The 15988-nt window shown below is 49.5% G+C and carries 16 protein-coding genes; 6 read left to right on the top strand and 10 right to left on the bottom strand.

All coding sequences use genetic code 11. The features are described from left to right. Positions 1-399 precede the first annotated feature (399 nt). From LSE01S_RS03915 to LSE01S_RS03930, 4 genes are all read left to right on the top strand, one after another. Positions 400-1737, top strand: a complete 1338-nt coding sequence (locus tag LSE01S_RS03915; protein ID WP_061776325.1) for an MFS transporter — start codon at positions 400-402, stop codon at positions 1735-1737. A gap of 78 nt (positions 1738-1815) precedes the next feature. Then, positions 1816-2418, top strand: a complete 603-nt coding sequence (locus LSE01S_RS03920) for an NAD(P)H-binding protein (RefSeq protein ID WP_061776326.1) — start codon at positions 1816-1818, stop codon at positions 2416-2418. Between the two features lie 26 nt (positions 2419-2444). After that, a complete protein-coding gene (locus tag LSE01S_RS03925) occupies positions 2445-2807 on the top strand; it encodes a nuclear transport factor 2 family protein (RefSeq protein WP_061776327.1) in 363 nt (120 codons plus the stop codon). 95 nt (positions 2808-2902) lie between these two features. Beyond that, a complete protein-coding gene (locus tag LSE01S_RS03930; protein WP_082622336.1) occupies positions 2903-4072 on the top strand; it encodes a PrsW family intramembrane metalloprotease in 1170 nt (389 codons plus the stop codon). Positions 4073-4192: 120 nt separating this feature from the next. On the opposite strand, the gene LSE01S_RS03935 is transcribed toward LSE01S_RS03930, so the two are convergent. Genes LSE01S_RS03935 through LSE01S_RS03945 form a run of 3 tightly spaced genes read right to left on the bottom strand, consistent with a single transcriptional unit; the run spans position 4193 to position 7280 of the window. Beyond that, the gene (locus tag LSE01S_RS03935) at positions 4193-5371 is read right to left on the bottom strand and encodes a MalY/PatB family protein (protein WP_061776328.1); all 1179 of its coding nucleotides are present in this window, start codon (positions 5369-5371) and stop codon (positions 4193-4195) included. Positions 5372-5398: 27 nt separating this feature from the next. Further along, a complete protein-coding gene (nhaC, locus tag LSE01S_RS03940; protein WP_061776329.1) occupies positions 5399-6892 on the bottom strand; it encodes a Na+/H+ antiporter NhaC in 1494 nt (497 codons plus the stop codon). A gap of 22 nt (positions 6893-6914) precedes the next feature. Beyond that, positions 6915-7280: a RidA family protein gene (locus tag LSE01S_RS03945; protein ID WP_061776330.1), complete on the bottom strand. Its 366-nt coding sequence runs from the start codon at positions 7278-7280 to the stop codon at positions 6915-6917. Between the two features lie 178 nt (positions 7281-7458). On the opposite strand from LSE01S_RS03945, the gene LSE01S_RS03950 reads away from it, so the two are divergent. Together LSE01S_RS03950 and LSE01S_RS03955 are read left to right on the top strand one after the other, a co-directional pair. Beyond that, on the top strand, positions 7459-8160 hold the full coding sequence (locus LSE01S_RS03950; protein ID WP_061776331.1) for a helix-turn-helix transcriptional regulator: 702 nt from the start codon (positions 7459-7461) through the stop codon (positions 8158-8160). A gap of 135 nt (positions 8161-8295) precedes the next feature. After that, positions 8296-8913 (top strand): LysE/ArgO family amino acid transporter, encoded by a 618-nt coding sequence (locus LSE01S_RS03955; RefSeq protein ID WP_061776332.1) that lies wholly within the window; start codon positions 8296-8298, stop codon positions 8911-8913. A 56-nt stretch (positions 8914-8969) separates the two neighbouring features. Here LSE01S_RS03955 and LSE01S_RS03960 read toward each other — a convergent pair whose 3' ends face one another. From LSE01S_RS03960 to LSE01S_RS03990, 7 genes are all read right to left on the bottom strand, one after another. Further along, a complete protein-coding gene (locus tag LSE01S_RS03960; RefSeq protein WP_061776333.1) occupies positions 8970-9551 on the bottom strand; it encodes a cadmium resistance transporter in 582 nt (193 codons plus the stop codon). 117 nt (positions 9552-9668) lie between these two features. Continuing rightward, the gene (locus tag LSE01S_RS03965; protein ID WP_061776334.1) at positions 9669-10181 is read right to left on the bottom strand and encodes a GtrA family protein; all 513 of its coding nucleotides are present in this window, start codon (positions 10179-10181) and stop codon (positions 9669-9671) included. A gap of 135 nt (positions 10182-10316) precedes the next feature. Next, positions 10317-11957 (bottom strand): peptide ABC transporter substrate-binding protein, encoded by a 1641-nt coding sequence (locus tag LSE01S_RS03970; RefSeq protein WP_061776335.1) that lies wholly within the window; start codon positions 11955-11957, stop codon positions 10317-10319. Between the two features lie 472 nt (positions 11958-12429). Further along, positions 12430-12789 carry an MmcQ/YjbR family DNA-binding protein gene (locus LSE01S_RS03975; protein ID WP_061776336.1) on the bottom strand — a complete coding sequence of 120 codons (360 nt, stop codon included), beginning with the start codon at positions 12787-12789 and terminating at the stop codon, positions 12430-12432. 403 nt (positions 12790-13192) lie between these two features. Next, complete coding sequence (locus LSE01S_RS03980; protein WP_061776337.1) at positions 13193-14317, bottom strand: NAD(P)-dependent alcohol dehydrogenase; 1125 nt, start codon at positions 14315-14317, stop codon at positions 13193-13195. 462 nt (positions 14318-14779) lie between these two features. Continuing rightward, positions 14780-15565, bottom strand: coding sequence for an SDR family NAD(P)-dependent oxidoreductase (locus tag LSE01S_RS03985; RefSeq protein WP_061776338.1), 786 nt, complete (start codon positions 15563-15565; stop codon positions 14780-14782). A 28-nt stretch (positions 15566-15593) separates the two neighbouring features. Further along, positions 15594-15917 carry a DMT family transporter gene (locus LSE01S_RS03990; RefSeq protein ID WP_061776339.1) on the bottom strand — a complete coding sequence of 108 codons (324 nt, stop codon included), beginning with the start codon at positions 15915-15917 and terminating at the stop codon, positions 15594-15596. Positions 15918-15988: the final 71 nt, after the last annotated feature.

A 15988-nucleotide genomic window follows, 5' to 3' on the forward strand; every position in this document is an offset into this window, starting at 1 on the left:
CCAATTTGATAGGTCGTCGACGGAACGCTATCAACGACTACGGGACGATGAACCCTAGATCTTAGATCGGGACCCGCTACGGTTAGTCGCCTCATACCTGGGGATTACACCGGTATCACTGAGTCGAATTCGGACCCGGTTAAAACAAAAATAATTATAGCTAATCCATAAAGGCCAGTCTCTAAGTCACAGAGACTGGTCTTTTTTGCCAATGATTGGTAAATATTTGCGAAAACATGCAAAAAAATTCCGATTAATTTCGTTAGTGAGAGTAGGGGGAGGAGAAGCGGTCTAACGAGATCAATCTTTTTAAAAGAATTTCATTTTTCGCCTTGCCTTGAAGTACGGATGAAGGTCTAAACTCCTAATTATTCACTTAAAGACGAGGAGCAAACTAACATGACAAAGCAAAAACGATTCGATTGGATATTATTAGTTATTCTGATGAGCTACTTTATGATTCTATTGGACAACTCAATTATTTTTACGGGGACCGTTAAGATCGCCCAAGACCTGCACTTAAATCAGGCGACCCTCTCGTGGGTCAGCAGCGTCTATTCGCTGACGTTTGGTGGATTTTTGTTGCTTGGTGGTCGCGCCGGGGACTTATTTGGCCGTCGGCGGGTCTTTGAGATTGGTCTGGTCATCTTCGGACTAGGGTCATTGCTGGTCGGTCTGGCGATTAATGCCCCAATGATTATCGCTGCCCGCGCCTTTCAGGGGATTGGTTCAGCCATCTTGGCCCCAACCACGTTGGCAATCCTAATGGATACCTATGAGGGCGCCGAACGGGTCAAAGCGATCGCCTACTATGGGGCAATGGCCGGTATTGGTGCCAGTGTCAGTCTGGTTATCGGGGGCGTTTTCGCCAGTTTGCTGACCTGGCGGGTTGGGTTCTTCATCAATGTTCCCATTAGCATCTGGATGTTTTATCTCGCCGTTAAGCATTTGAAACGCGATCAAGGTCAGTCAGGAAAACTCGATTGGGTGGGCACGATCAGTTCCCTGTTGGGGATGAGTGCGTTGGTCTATAGCATCATCGGCGACTGGTTACAGGTGCCAGCTCTGATTTTAGCCATCGGGTTCCTGAGCTTATTTATCTTCCAAGAATGGCGGATTAAGTCGCCAATCATGCCACTGCGACTATTTGGCGACCGGGAGCGGATCGGTGCCTATGTCGGGCGGCTTTTTTACTTGGGAGCTATGATGGGTTTTTGGTTCATCACGCCACAACTCATGCAAAATCAACTGGGGTTCTCGGCCTTGATGGCTGGTATGGCCTTCTTCCCCTTGACCATCGTTAACTTTGTCGTGGCCTTACAAGTGGCTCGCTTAACGGCCAAGTGGGGCAATGGTGGCCTCTTAGTCATGGGGATTGCCCTGACGATGGCCGGCATGCTCTGGATGAGTTTCTTCACCCCTGCCGTTGGTTACTGGTTAGGGATTGTGGCACCAATGATGATTATTGGGATTGGTCAAGGGCTGTCGTTGAGTCCTTTCACCGCCGCTGGGGTCGCTCACACGCAGGGAGCAGACGCCGGCGCCGCGTCGGGTGTGGTCAATGTTATGCATCAGATTGGTGGCTCCGTGGGGCTGTCGGTCTTGGTCACGACGCAAAGCCTGTTTAGTGGCCAAATCAGTGGGTTTCAACATGCCATCTTGATGGGATCCGGGCTGTTACTTTTGGCCTTGTTGGCGGCGGTTTGCTTAATCGTTCCGGGCGAACACCAAAAATGATTGACTATAATACTTGCCTTGAAGTAACTGCAAGGGGATAAACTGAATTTATCAACAAACGAATTGGAGGAAATAATCATGACAAATGTTTTAATTATTGGGGCAACGGGTTCTGTAGGTAGCACCACCCGGCGGTATTTTTTAGATAATACCACGGATAACTTAACCTTGATGGTTCGTAATACGAAGCGATTAGGTCAATTAGATGGTGATCGTGAACGGGCGCTGGCCGGTAGTGTGACGGATGAAGCGGCCTTAAGCAGTGCCTTGAAAGACCAAGATGTCGTCTTTGCCGCCCTCAGCGGTAATCTAGCCGGGATGGCACAGACTCTGGTTAAAGCCATGGGTACGGCTGGGGTTGATCGGCTCCTGTTCATCACCTCCATGGGCATCTATGATGAGATTCCCGCGAGTGTTGGTGCGGGCGGGAACTTGTCGGTTAACCCGATGTTACGGGGTTACCGTCAGGCTGCGGATATTATTGAAGCATCCCCATTGAATTACACCGTGATTCGCCCCGGCTGGTTTGATAATGGCGATGATACCGATTATCAGGTCACTAAGAAAGGTGAACCCTTCGGCGGACACAGCGTATCACGCAAGAGTATTGCGGACCTAGTGGTGCGGCTGGCACATGACGAGACGTTGGGTTCTCGCGATAGTTTAGGCATTAACCGCTAGGCAACGGGTGGAAAGGTGTGGGTCAAATGGAAACGATGATTTTGCAACTGTATCGAGACTACAATGCTGCTATGGCGGTCGATGATGTCCGGGTGCTGGATAAGTTACTAGCCACGGATTTCACGTTGACCCACATGACGGGTTACGTTCAGCCCAGGCAAGAATGGCTAGCGGAGATGAGTGCAGGAACCATGCGGTATTTCACATCGGTTGAAGAACGGGTTACTGTGACGAAAACCGCCACCGGTTGGCAAGTGGTGGGGGATAACCAGGTAGCGGCCAGTATTCACGGGAGTGGCCGGCACACCTGGCCGCTGCGCACAGTGCTGACCATTGAGCGACAGACAGGTCCCTGGAAAATTCAGCGGGCCGTCGTCACCATGTATTAAGCTGGATAGCTCATTTCTAAAATTTGACCGTCGTCGATTGGCGAAAACCGCTATACTTGAGGTAATGAATGAATACCTCAAGAGGAGTGATCAGGATGAAGTATTGTCCCAATTGTGGCGCAGAAGCCGCTGATGGCGCTCGATTTTGTCGGCATTGTGGTCAGCTGTTACCACAACCGCAGGGAACGCCCGAGGCCCAACCCCAGTCCCAGCCGAGGGCGGCCCAACCACAACCGACGAAGCCTAAGATTAAGCCAGTTGGTAAACGGCCTGACCTATACGATAGTGCCACGGCGGCCTTAAATAAGTACACTGGTGAGGAAGGGGCCGTCAAAGTTAATTTGATTGACCTGTTTTCAGAGGTGCCCAAGCACCACACGAAGGATGAGGCGGAAGCCATCTTCATCGCCGGGACCAAGAACACGACGCCCACGCTGAGTGATATTTCTGATGACTGGGCGAAACCCTGGTTATTTTCCCGGATTCTGGTGGGGTTTCTGTTGGCCTTCGCCGCCCTCTGGGTCATGGCGGCTGAATTTCAAAATGCAAATGCTATTCCTGGGCTGATCTTGGTCGGCGCCTTTGCCGTGCCATTCTCTGGATTGGTCTTCTTCTTTGAGGCAGACGTCTTCAAGGATGTGAGCCTGTTCGATGTGGTGAAGGTCTTCTTCATTGGAGGGGTCTTTGCGTTAATCGTGACCCTGTTTCTCTATCAATTTGTCAGCTTTAGCATGATGAATCGGATTACCGGCGCCTTGACCGTAACCGATTCACTGTCGGTCGGGTTGGTTGAAGAATTGGGTAAGTTCATGATTACCCTGACCTTCATCGATCAGTTGCGGGTGCGACACGTCTTGGACGGTATCTTGATTGGTGCCGCGGTTGGTGCGGGCTTCGCCGCCTTTGAAACGGCCGGATACATTTATGGTTCCGGCAATCATTTGCTAGAAGTCGCCGTCTTACGCGGTTGGTCCGCCATTGGAGGTCATCTGGTTTGGGCGGCCATTGCCGGTGGGGCCTTCATGGTGGTTAAACGGCAGAAGGCCTTTCAGCCTAGTCAGCTGATTGACGTCCGGTTCTTGATCTTCTTCTTGTTGGCGGTACTCATGCATGCCGCTTGGGATTGGGATTTCACCTTATTTGGCAGTTACACGCTTAAGCTGATTGCCTTAATCGTTTTGGCTTGGATGATCGTCTTCGTCTTGATGAATGCCGGGTTGAAGGAAATTACCCATCTGCAAGAGGCGGAAATTAAGCAGCCATGATTGTTCCATGTGGAACATTGAAGGATTAAAATAAAAGGGGCTGTGATCACCGTCACAGCCCTTTTTTTGATACCAAAAGCGCCGTTCAACCCAATTGGATTAAGCGGCGCTTGGTCGTTGCTAGTTAATTAAGTCACGGTAATGTTCTTGCATTCCGGCCAAAAATTCCTTCAATAGAATTTGTGAGGTCGCGATGTTTAGACGAATGAAGCCATCACCATATTTTCCAAAGGCATTACCCATATAGATCTCAGCACCCACTTCATTTAAGAACCAGTTTTGGACTTTCTCGGCCGTTACATCAAGGTCGCGATAGCTAATCCAGAGGGTATAGGTTCCTTGGCGCGGATAGACGACGAAACCCGGACAATTCTTGGCCAGGAAGTCGCGAACCAATGTTTCACTGTCATCGATGTAAGCATTCACGGCCTTTAGCCAGTCGCCACATTCACGGTAGCCGGCGCTAAAGGCCGGCAGTGAAAAGATGTTGGGATTATGAATTTCCATCCGGTAGAATTCCGTTTGAATGGTTTCACGAATTTGTTCGTTCGGTACAATCAGGTAGGAAATTTCTAGGCCGGGGATGTTGTAGGACTTGGTCAGCGAGTTGGCCACGATGATTTGATCGTATTGGTCGGCAAACTCGATCAGGCTGTGGTGCTTGATACCGGCCTTCAGTAGATCCGCGTGGATTTCATCCGTGAAGAGGAGGATCTTATTCTTAGCGGCGATGTTCATCAGTTGTTGTACAGCCGCTTCATCCCAAACGGTTCCAGTAGGGTTATCGGGATTAACAAAGAACATGGCCCGGTTAAGCGGCTGTGCCGCGGCTTCTTCGATGGCCTCAAAGTCCATGTGCCAAGCACCTGCGTCGAATTTTGTCGGTACGGGAATCGCTTGGCGGTCATTGGTGACGATGGCATCCTTTAAGGGTGAATAGCAGGGTTCATTGATGATGACGCCATCGCCTTCACGGGTCATGGTGTTGATGAATGCTGCCGCAGAGTTAATCACCCGGGGGGAGTAGACAATCCAGTCACGGGGAATCTTGAGACCATACTTGGCGAGATAGTGCTCTTGGATGGCGGCATAGAAGGCATCGTCGACATCCGTGTAACCGTAGACACCATGGTCAATTACACCGCGGAGGGCCGTCTGAATGGGTTCTGGTGAAACGAAATCCATGTCGGCCACGCCCAGGTGCATCAGGTGATCGTTATGATAGTTTTTCGCTTGACTGTCCCACTTGGCACTGTTGGTGTTGCGGCGATTAACTAGCTTATCAAAATCATATTTCATGATAATTGTCCTTCCTTCGCTAACAAATTAGGCTACGGGATCACTGGGGGTATCAACGGGTTTGCCATTACGTTCTTGGTACTCATTCCAGAAACGACTCTTCTTGGTAATCTTAGCCACACCAATCCCGGTAAAGGCATAAATCAAGGCGAAAATTGTTCCGGTGTAACAGAGAATTGCCCAAGGCAAGTAGGCCATGGTATCAACACCCAAGGTGCTGGCCATGTAGACCCCAGCAGCAGTCCAAGGAATAATTGGTTCAATCATGGTTCCGGCATCTTCGACAGTTCGCGAGAGGTTCTTAGGTTCGAGCCCGTACTTAACAAAGATGTCACGGAACATTTCACCAGGGAGTAATTCAGCTAATTGACCGTTAGAAGTCACCCCGGTAACTAACATCGTGGAGAAGATCGCGGTCGCAATCAATTGGCCGGTTGAGCGGATGGCCTTGGTCATCGCGTTTAATACGACGGTCAGTGAGTGGCTGACATCGAGGGCCCCGGCGAAACCGTAGGCACACAACGCAATCAGGACCACGCTCAGCATGGAAATCATGCCACCCCGTTCCAACAGTGTCGTCAGGTCAGCGCTAATCTTGACGCCTTGCGGTAACATATCGGTGGTAAACCCGGTCACGGCAGCTTCGGCAGCAGACTTAATATCAAAGTGCTGGATGAAAACAGCGTTTAGGATGGCCAAAGTACTCGACAACAACATGACTGGGATGGTTGGCTTTTGTAGCGCGGAACCAACCAAAACAATGACAATCGGAATCAGAATCCAGAAGTTCATGTTGAAGAGGCTGTGAATAGACTTTTCAACCAATTGGATTTTATCGCTATTGCCACCGGCCATGTCGGGGAGGTTCAAGCCGACCATGGTATAGACAACTAAGCAAATCAAGACCCCGGGAATCGTGGTCCACAACAGGTGGCGAATGTGTTCATAGAGCTCAGCCCCGGCGGCAATGGGTGCCAGGTTGGTTGAACCCGATAGTGGTGAGATCTTATCGCCGAAGTAGGCCCCAGATACGACGGCCCCGGCAACGATTGGTAGTGGTGCGCCCATGCTGGCTGCAACCCCCATGATGGCGACCCCAATGGTCCCAGTAGATCCCCATGACGTCCCGGTACATAAGGAGACAAAGGAAGTTACGACAAAGGCCGTCACGATGATGAATTTAGGACTGATAAGCTTCAGGCCGAAGTAGATCATCATGGGAATCGTACCGCCAATCATCCAAGTCCCGATGAGGAAACCCACCACGATTAAAATTAAAATAGCAGGCATCGTTTTAGCAATTTTATCCACAATATTATCTTGGATCTCATCCCAACTGTAGCCTAAGAAATAGGCAATCAACGCCGCAATGGCGGCGGAGGTTAACATTAAGACTTCTGGTCCGATGTGGAAGAACCCATACCCTAGTCCTAGCAGTAAGATCATGGCCACAATTGGCAAGACGGCCACGATAAATGTGGGTTCCTTTTTCACCCGAACCTTTTTTTCTTTTTTACTCATGATAGATTCTCCCCGTTAGCTGCTAATGGTCAAAGGCGGCGATGGCTTCGATTTCAACCAACGCATCCTTTGGCAATCGCGAGACTTCAAATGCGGTTCGTGCTGGGTAGGGTTCATGCAGCATTTCCCGGAAAACTTTGTTAACGCTTTCAAAATCGGCCAAATCCTTCAGGTAGACCGTCAACTTTAGGGTGTGGTCCAAGTCGCTACCTTCACTGTTGAGGATGGCGGCGATGTTGGTGAGGCTTTGCTTGGCCTGCGTGTAAGTGTCGGTTCCTGCAAACTCATTCGTTGCGGGGTCCAAGGGTAGTTGACCAGACGTGATAATGAGATCTTCGGTCCGCCGATATGCGGCATAGGGACCGATTGCCTTAGGAATATCATTCATCGATAAGAGCTCCCTTCTTTTTATGCCTCCAGAATACCCAATCAACCCGGCACTGTCAATAAATGTTTATCATGAAAATAAAAAATTATTGTTAAAGCACTTCATTTATTGTAGAATGGTCGTAGTAAAAAGACAGAGTGGGGATCACCACCCCTAACAGTGGATTAGGAGGTTGACTATGAGTAAAACGTTAAATGAATACCGTCAATTGGTGCATTTCTTGGGTCAAACGTTGGGCAAAGATTATGAAATTGTGCTCCATTGGAAGAGCGAAAGAAATTCTTTTTACATTGCCGCAATCGAACATTCCTACATTAGCGGGCGCAATATGAACTCGCCAATTACAGGCTTTGCCCTCCAATTAGTTCAGGATAAGGTCTATTTACAAAAAGACTACGTGACCCAGTATTTTGCCACGACGGATGATAATCGTAAGATTCAGGGATCCACCTACTTCATCAAGGATGGGGCGGATGGCATCTGTGGGTTGCTCTGCATCAACTTCGATACCAGTCGCTACGTTAATTTGGCAAATGAGGTCTTGCGGATGACCGGTGTGGACATGCCTTCGGTCAATCATCTCATCCAGCCTAACGATGGTGAGACGGATGCCGTGGCAACCTTATCGGAACCAGTAGCCGCGGCCAAGCCGGCCGAAGCCCTGCATGCTGACGTGGAGGCCATTATCAATTCCAGTATCGATCCTCAGTTGCTGCAACCGGGTGTGGTGATGACACCAGAGACGCGAGTCCAGATTGTTCAAGAGCTCAGTGATAAGGGTGTTTTCCAGATCAAAGGGGTCATGCCACACGTGGCCAAGGTCCTGGGCGTTTCCGAACCCAGTGTGTACCGTTACCTGCGGATGATTGACAAGCCATAAGTGTTTCACGTGAAACGAAAGGGTTCCGCCAAGGCGGAACCCTTTTACTATTAACGCCAGATTTGGTATGCTAGTAGGAATTATTTCTAAACTTGGGTCGACGACGGAGTGGGACTTGAGGGAAAGCGGTGCTTTATGTTTGTAATGTATCTACGGGGGCTGTTGTTAAGTCTGGCGCTCGTGTCATCGATTGGGATGCAAAATTTATTTGTCTTTAACAACGCCATTAACCAGCGGTTACCGAGGGCTCTTATCGTGACAATTATGGTTTGGTTTGCGGATACCGCGCTAACGCTGGCCGCGTTTTTCGGGATGGGCGCCATCATCAGTGCTCACCAGACCTTTAAGCTCATCATTATGTTCCTTGGCGGGTTGATGGTGATTTGGATCGGGTTTGGTATTCTGCGTTCGGCGCGGAGCTTTCAGCTAGCCAGTTCCAATACGCCGCTCACCATGCAGAAATCCCTGATTAATTCCTGGGTTGTCACCTGGGCTAATCCCCAAGCCCTGATTGATACCAGCCTGATGTTTGGCGCGATGCGGGGGTCGCTTACCAATACACAGGTGACGCCGTTTATCTCCGGGGTGGTAACGGCCACGGCCATTTGGTTCTTCGGCATTACCCTGATTCTGGGCCTACTCAAGGAGCGGTTGCCGCAAAAATTTCTCATGTGGGTCAACATTATTTCCGGTGGGATTGTGATGATCTACGGTTGCTACCTGCTGTGGCAAGCGGTCATGATGGTGATTTAATTTAAAACTGAAAAGATGAATGGCCTGGGACGGTAAAGTTCCAGGCCATTTTTAAGTTATTGAATAAGAATAACGATACCCACGATCACGAGGAGTAAGGGCGACAGCCAAGCGCCGAAGCGGGTAAATAAACGCCGGGCCCACGACGACTTAGCCAGTCGATAGCTGATGAGGAGCCAAAGGCCAATCATGATGATAAAGACGACTAAGACGATGCCCAGCTGGCCTTGGCTAAGATGCGTAAAAAATGGGATGTAGATGCTGAGATTGTCGCCGCCATTTCCTAAGGTTAGCGACCAGACCAAGGGCAGACTGATTAGCTTGGGCAGGGCGGTTGGGGTGCGATCATGCTTCCGCGTGCGATACCAGTTTTGCAGGCCAATGGTCCCCAACGTAAAGGGAATCACGCCTAGCAGATGTGTCCAGTGGGTAATGTTTAAGGCGACGAGGCCCCAACTAATCCCCCAGGAAATGGCCATCAGTGTCAAGATTCCGAGATATTGACCCACCATAATTGACCGGCGTTGACCGGGGGTCTCGGCCGTTAACCAGAGGAATAGCAGCACGATGAGGTCATCGGTATCTGTGACGAAGAAGACGCCAATACTGGTGAGAATGAATAATAGCAGGGAAGGCATGGGCAAATCAATCCTTTATTAGATTTGAGGCAACCATTCAAGCATACACTAAAACCAGTCGGGGATGGATGGTGTAATCAAAAAAGACGCCCAGGCCACGGCCCAGACGCCTATTGATTAATCGTTGATTTCGGGATGTTTCTTGAAGACTAGCTTCATGGACAAGAAGTAGTTAAAACTGACGGCCAGCCCATGGGCCACGACCTTGGTGATGGTTGGATGGAACTTTAGGACGGTGATCCCTAACCATAGCAGAACGAATTCGATCAGATAGGTAATCAGCCGTGTGCCGTAGAAGGTCGACATTTCTTTGAAGTAGCGCGTGGACTTGTGTTTGAAGACAAAGGTTCGGTCCAGCCAGAAGGAACATTGAACGGTCAAAATCCAGTCGATGAAGTTGGCTAATTGATATTCGATCCCTAACATGTGGTTCAGAATATAGAAGAGGGCAATGTTGACGACCACGGTCAACGCTCCAAATAGTAAGAATCGTTGAGCTTGACCCTTGTTTTTGTTTTCAACAGCGGCCAATTGTTCCGCAAATTCGGCCTCCGTTTCCGTTAACTCGGCTTCGTATTCTTCTTTAGTTGTTGGGTAGTGATCGTGCCGTAATGGCGTTTGTTTCTCCATAGCAATGGAACCTTTCCTTACGTTCAGGACCCGCGAGATCGCTGGTTTTCGCCGGAGATTCACAGGATGAAAACGTGTAATTTGTCTCTTTAGGCCCATTATAACGCAAGTTGGTTAACCTGCTAATGAAAATTTCTAATTCGCTATGTGGGCTAGTCGGTAGTCGGCATCCCCATTGAATTTGTTGTAAACGACGCCCTTTAACTTAGGGTTAACCAAGGTTCCGGTTCGCCCTTCATACAGTGGCGTCACGGCCTGATCCTTGGCTGCCGTTTGGGCTGCCTTGACTAGTTCGCTATACCGGGCTGGCTTATTGAGGGCATCCTTGCCTTCGGAGTTGGTCAGCGCCTGATCGAAAGCCCGGCTGGTGTAGTGGCCCATGTTGGACCCGTTCTTGGATTCCAAAATTTGCAACGATTGGATTGGGTCGGCGTAGTCCATGCCCCAACTGGTCAGGTTCACCTGGAAATCTCCTGAAGAAACCTTGCTAAGCATCGCCGTAAATGGCATTGCCGCAATGTTTACCTTCAACCCCAGCCGGTTGCTGAGTTGGCTCTGAATGAACTCAGCCAAGTTCTTGCTGGCATCGTCATCACCACAGGTGATCGTAATGGCGAGTGCCTGTTTATTGAGTTGTTGTTGAGCTTGTTTGTAAAGCTTTTTGGCTTGGGTCGGGTTGTAATCAACGGTGTTTTTGACGTAGGCATCGCTAGTGAAGTCGGTGCCAGTCTTAGGATTTTTCATCATGTTTTTGATGCCAAAGGTCTTGGCTGGAAGTGATCCATTTTTCAAAACCTTAGTTGCCAACTGATGCCGGTCGATCGCGAGGGACATGGCCGTCCGGAGATTGCGGTTAGCAGCGATCTGATTCTTTTCGTTGTATTGCATGAAGCCAATCCGTCCTTGGGAAACGGTCTTTAGGTTGGGATTGTTCTGGTTCTGCGTGGTCTGTTCACCATCTAACGTGACAGCATCCAACTTCTTAGACTGGTAGAGGTTATAAGCAGTCGTGGTCGACTTGATTACCTTGTAGTTGATGTGATTGAGTTTCACGGACTGGGCTTCAGCGTAACGGGGATTCTTCTTTAACGTCCAGTTGTCACCGGTGCCGGTCCAGTTGGTAAGAATGAATGGACCATTATAAACGGTCTTTTTGGCGGAAGACCCATACTGCTTACCGTATTTTTCAACGGCGGTTTGGTTCATTGGGTAATAGGTGGTGCTGGCCAGCATCTTCTTGAAGTAGTCGGCAGGCTGGCTCAAGGAGATCTTTAATTGATACTTGCCAACCGCCTTGACTCCCAAGGTCGTTGGGGCCTTCTTGCCCGCCGCGATGGCGTTGGCGTTCTTGATGTTAGCGAATTGGTAGGTGAATTCAGACTTAGATTTGGGATCTAGCGTCCGTTCCCATGAGTAAACGAAGTCCTTCGCCGTTACCGGTTGACCGTTACTCCATTTGCCGTCATGCCGCAGGTTGATGGTGTATTGGTGACCGTGATCAGTCACCGTGGTCTTGGTGGCCAAAGCGTTCTCCACTTGGCTATTGGCATTCAACCGATACAGGCCTTCACCCACCTGACTTAAGGTAGTACTGGAAACGGCGTCGGTAATCTTAGCAGTATCCAAACTGGTGATTGGTGCGGTCTGCGCCAGGCTTAAATCCTGGGCTGTGGATGTCTTGGTTGATTTCGACTGGGCCGTTATGGCAAAGATTCCCCCGATTAAGATAATTCCGCCACACAGCAATAATGTTTTTTTATGTTCTAGTAAGCTCATCATAAATTCCTCCAGAAAAGTTAATTTTGTTGGTTAGAAGTTAGATAAGCTTGGCCATCGTTTCAACATTGTGAATCCCCCTCGAGTCATAAAAGTGTAGACAAAAAACCGTCCTCAACAGCCAGTGTGTTAAGGACGGTTTTAACCGCGGTGCCACCTTAATTAGACGGATCTCGAAAAGAGATCGCGCCCCTCTCCACAGGGAACCAACATTCCCCTGACAACTGACGTATGTCGCACGTCTTCCCGTACTCTGATTCGGGGAAGCCCTCGGTGGTCCATTTAACTACCTGCGTTCGGCCGTACTCTCAGCAACGACGGCTCTCTTGGCGTGCACGATAATCTTGATCTCCACCTCAATGGTTTGTTTCGGACGATTTATTGAATTGAGGCTAGTGTACCCCTGAAAAAAAGGAGTGTCAACTAGTGTTTAGAAAAAAAAGATTGTCAGTTGTTTGTTAGTTATTAATAATTAATTATTGATAACTAAATTGTAACTGTCATCGAGCAACTGAAATAGTAAGGCTTCATCGGTCGCTTTGTCCAAGACCATGGATAGCCAGTGTTCCTTATTCATGTGGTAAGCGGGTAGGAATCCTGATTTGCTACGTAATAATTCGCCGAATTCGGGATCAACCTTGATGTCCAGGATCTCCAGATCGGTGGTTCCGCTTAGGCCTAATTTTTGGGCGGGAACGTTCATGACTAGGCCAAACCACTTACCATGGCGGTTCTTAAGCGCCGTATAACGGGGGTACTTTTTAAATGGAAATTCGGGTGTGACGCCGAAATTATCCTCGATATACTTAAAAATTGCGGTTCGCGTGGTCATGGGGCCTTACCTCCGAGTTTAGTTGATTAGCTTTAGTCTATATTTGTTTTGGGTAACATTCAATGGCCGGCTCGACGGCTAAGTCGGCAAATCGATAGTTCTCGCCTTTTTGGAACGATTCCGGCATACTAAAATTAAATCGGGAGGATGATGGAAAATGGCAGAAGCATACGTGTTATTGGCACTGTGGCAAGAATTGGCGCGCCGCGAGGATTGGCTGGTTCAGACGCATATGCTGGCTGGCGGTCGCGATAACTTTTCCGATCGGCTCTACTAATTAAAAGAGGCGCCAATAGGGGAATTGAATAACCTGGTCGACCGGCATTCGTATTTTAGTTAGATCACTTTTAAAGACGCAAAAACGCTATGATCTCAGTCATAGCGTCTTTTTTAAATTCGATATTTATTTGCCAGGAACGTAACTGTCATCAATAACCAGGACGGGCTTGATGGTCTTCCCGGAAACAGAGTCGGCGTTTGCGGCATTGATGTCGCTGAACTTGTAGAACTTTTCAGTCTTATCAAAGTCGAACATGCCTAACTTGTAAAATTCGATTAGACGAGGAATGTCGATTTGAGGAACGGAGTCGCCCATGTTAACGCCGATGACACTCTTGTCGTTGACACAGAGGTCATTCCAGGTGTCGAGGTCGATGTGTTGGTTCGTCACCGCAATTGCTGCAGACGTCCCACCTTGGGCCAAGGCAGCGATGGAGTTACTAATAACAGCGGAAACGCCAGTTGTATCAACAGCGAAGTTAACGCCGAAACCACCAGTTAAGTCTTGAACGGCCTTCACAACGTCGTCAACCTTGTTGCTGTTGATGACATCGGTGGCGCCTAAGTCCTTGGCCAAATCTAACCGTGAATCCACGATATCAATGGCAATAACCTTGGTGCACCCGGAAATCCGACCGGCCATCATGGCAGCCAAACCAACCGCACCAGTCCCAAAGACGGCAATGGTGTCACCAGGCTTAGGCTTCAAGGTGTTGAGAACCGTTCCGGAACCTGTGACGTAGCCACAGCCCAGCGGTCCTAACTTGCGTAAGTCGAGGTCCTTATCGACCTTAACAGCGTTCCGTTCACGAACCACCGTCGTGGTTGTGAAGGAACTCTGGTCGAACATGTCGGCAACCTTGTGACCATCTTCGGTGAAGTGGGCGCTACCGTCTGGCCGAACACCGGACAGGTTGTTAGCCGCGTAGTTTTCACATTGGGTTGGCATCCCCTTCAGGCAACTCTTACAGTTGCCACAGCCATAGAAGCTTAAAACAACGTGGTCGCCTGGTTGGAATTGGGTAACTTCGGGCCCAACCTTTTCAACGATCCCGGAACCTTCATGGCCTAAAACGATCGGGTAGTCGATCGTGGCAATCCCAGTGCGTAAGGCTTCATCGGAGTGGCAGATCCCACTGGCAACCATGTGAACTTGAATGTCATCAGGACCCATGTCAGTCAATTCAACGTCATCACGAATATCAAAATCAGCATTTTGCTTATCAACAACTGCAGCTTGAATCTTCATAATCGGCACCTCGTTTATAATTATTTAAGTTTCGTATACACTGATCATTATTACACAATCAGTCACAAAAGCAAGCGCTTTCACAAAAAGTTTCAGCCAACAGAAGGCCTGGTAACCCCAATGAATAGGGGCTTCATCAACCGCAGGGAAAATTTCGAATTTGCGGGAAGTTGAGACTTGTTTAGTTGCATTCAAAGAAAAGCGCCCCTTCGAAAGGGGCGGGGCATTTTTCATGGGAGATTAGTTCCGGATCCGTTTAAGATGATCTGGTGGATAAATGCTGTGGGCGTTCGGGAATTTTTCGAGTCCGTGCCGGCCATCGTCGCCGCCAATCTAGGAGTTATTCAGCTAGGGAATCGCAGGCGGTTAACTGCTTGTGGCCCGACGGAACAGACATATCGAGTTGGGCACAGTCGAAAAAAGCCTGGGTTTCATCCCAGACTCTGGTTTGGTTATTCAGGTTTAGTGGCGTTTTAAACAACCCGGATGGGACCGAATGAAGGCGGCCGCCCCGGCGTGTTCTTCGAGAAAGGCATATAGCTTTTCGGGATCGCTGGTCAACGCTTGCAATTGATCGAATTCGGAGGTGGCATTGGGCTCGCCCCCGGGGTAGAAGATTTCGGTAGCGGTCCGTTCCCGGGCTGCTTGGGTGTACGCCTGAGCTACATTCACGGGTTCCATTTCCGTGCTGGTTCCGGAAATACCTTGAATGGTAATCAGACCCACATATACTCCCCGTTTCTTAACGGCCGGGGCCAGTGAAAAGACGTAGCTCCGTAATGCGGCCTTAGTCAGTGACAGTGACGTGGTGAGTTGGCCGGGATGCAGCGCGGCCCCGCCGCCGGTTACCAAAACGGTGCGAGGGGTATCGTCCGGGGTCAATGCAATGAACTGGCGGATGGTACTGATGGCACCGAGCACGTTGACTGCGAAACGGTGACTAATTTCATCGATCTGTGACTCCAACGGGTTATCCAGGCTGGTGTCGGCGACGTTGTAGACCAGCGTTGTGGGCAGGTCCCACCGGTTTTGAACGTCATCGAACATGGTTGCCGTTTGGGCGGCGTCCGTGCAGTCGGCGACCAAGTAGTCCGCCGGTAAATCTTCAGTGTGTAGCTGGGCACATCGTTTCTTCAATGAATCCGCGTGACGGGCAACTAAGATTGGATGATCCCCCTGCTGCGCAAAGGCCCGGGCGATCGCCATCCCAAATCCTGCGCCGGCGCCAAGAATAACAACAGTCCCCATTGTAGATTCCCCCTTAAGCTAAGACAGCCTAGTGACTAGGCCCATACAAGTTCAAAACAACCACGCCGACAACCACTAAGCCCATTCCCACGATACTCGCGAGATTAATAGGTTCATGCCAAATGGTGAGGGAGATGACGGTGGTGATCACAATGCCAATTCCCGCCCAGATGGCGTAAGCAATATTCAAGTCGATACTCTTCATGGCTAACGATAGGAAATAAAAACACAAACCGTAGGCCACCATGGCACCCATGCCAGGAATAAGTCGCGTGAAGCCGGTCGCGGCTTTAAGTAAGTTGGTTCCGATTAATTCACCAAAAATAGCAGCTCCTAAGTAAATGTAAGGCATTCTGATCACTCCCTCGAGTTATATAAAAATATCTATCAGAATGATTCTAGCAGTGTATGTAAGCGTTTACA

Source organism: Levilactobacillus senmaizukei DSM 21775 = NBRC 103853 (genome assembly GCF_001592085.1).
Lineage (GTDB): Bacteria > Bacillota > Bacilli > Lactobacillales > Lactobacillaceae > Levilactobacillus > Levilactobacillus senmaizukei.

Coding starts and splice junctions, on each gene's coding strand:
- LSE01S_RS03930 (WP_082622336.1), top strand. CDS start 2,903: ATGAAGTATTGTCCCAATTGTGGCGCAGAAGCCGCTGATGGCGCTCGA.
- LSE01S_RS03965 (WP_061776334.1), bottom strand. CDS start 10,181: ATGGAGAAACAAACGCCATTACGGCACGATCACTACCCAACAACTAAA.
- LSE01S_RS03955 (WP_061776332.1), top strand. CDS start 8,296: ATGTTTGTAATGTATCTACGGGGGCTGTTGTTAAGTCTGGCGCTCGTG.
- LSE01S_RS03990 (WP_061776339.1), bottom strand. CDS start 15,917: ATGCCTTACATTTACTTAGGAGCTGCTATTTTTGGTGAATTAATCGGA.
- LSE01S_RS03985 (WP_061776338.1), bottom strand. CDS start 15,565: ATGGGGACTGTTGTTATTCTTGGCGCCGGCGCAGGATTTGGGATGGCG.
- LSE01S_RS03980 (WP_061776337.1), bottom strand. CDS start 14,317: ATGAAGATTCAAGCTGCAGTTGTTGATAAGCAAAATGCTGATTTTGAT.
- LSE01S_RS03935 (WP_061776328.1), bottom strand. CDS start 5,371: ATGAAATATGATTTTGATAAGCTAGTTAATCGCCGCAACACCAACAGT.
- nhaC (WP_061776329.1), bottom strand. CDS start 6,892: ATGAGTAAAAAAGAAAAAAAGGTTCGGGTGAAAAAGGAACCCACATTT.
- LSE01S_RS03960 (WP_061776333.1), bottom strand. CDS start 9,551: ATGCCTTCCCTGCTATTATTCATTCTCACCAGTATTGGCGTCTTCTTC.
- LSE01S_RS03915 (WP_061776325.1), top strand. CDS start 400: ATGACAAAGCAAAAACGATTCGATTGGATATTATTAGTTATTCTGATG.
- LSE01S_RS03920 (WP_061776326.1), top strand. CDS start 1,816: ATGACAAATGTTTTAATTATTGGGGCAACGGGTTCTGTAGGTAGCACC.
- LSE01S_RS03970 (WP_061776335.1), bottom strand. CDS start 11,957: ATGAGCTTACTAGAACATAAAAAAACATTATTGCTGTGTGGCGGAATT.
- LSE01S_RS03975 (WP_061776336.1), bottom strand. CDS start 12,789: ATGACCACGCGAACCGCAATTTTTAAGTATATCGAGGATAATTTCGGC.
- LSE01S_RS03925 (WP_061776327.1), top strand. CDS start 2,445: ATGGAAACGATGATTTTGCAACTGTATCGAGACTACAATGCTGCTATG.
- LSE01S_RS03950 (WP_061776331.1), top strand. CDS start 7,459: ATGAGTAAAACGTTAAATGAATACCGTCAATTGGTGCATTTCTTGGGT.
- LSE01S_RS03945 (WP_061776330.1), bottom strand. CDS start 7,280: ATGAATGATATTCCTAAGGCAATCGGTCCCTATGCCGCATATCGGCGG.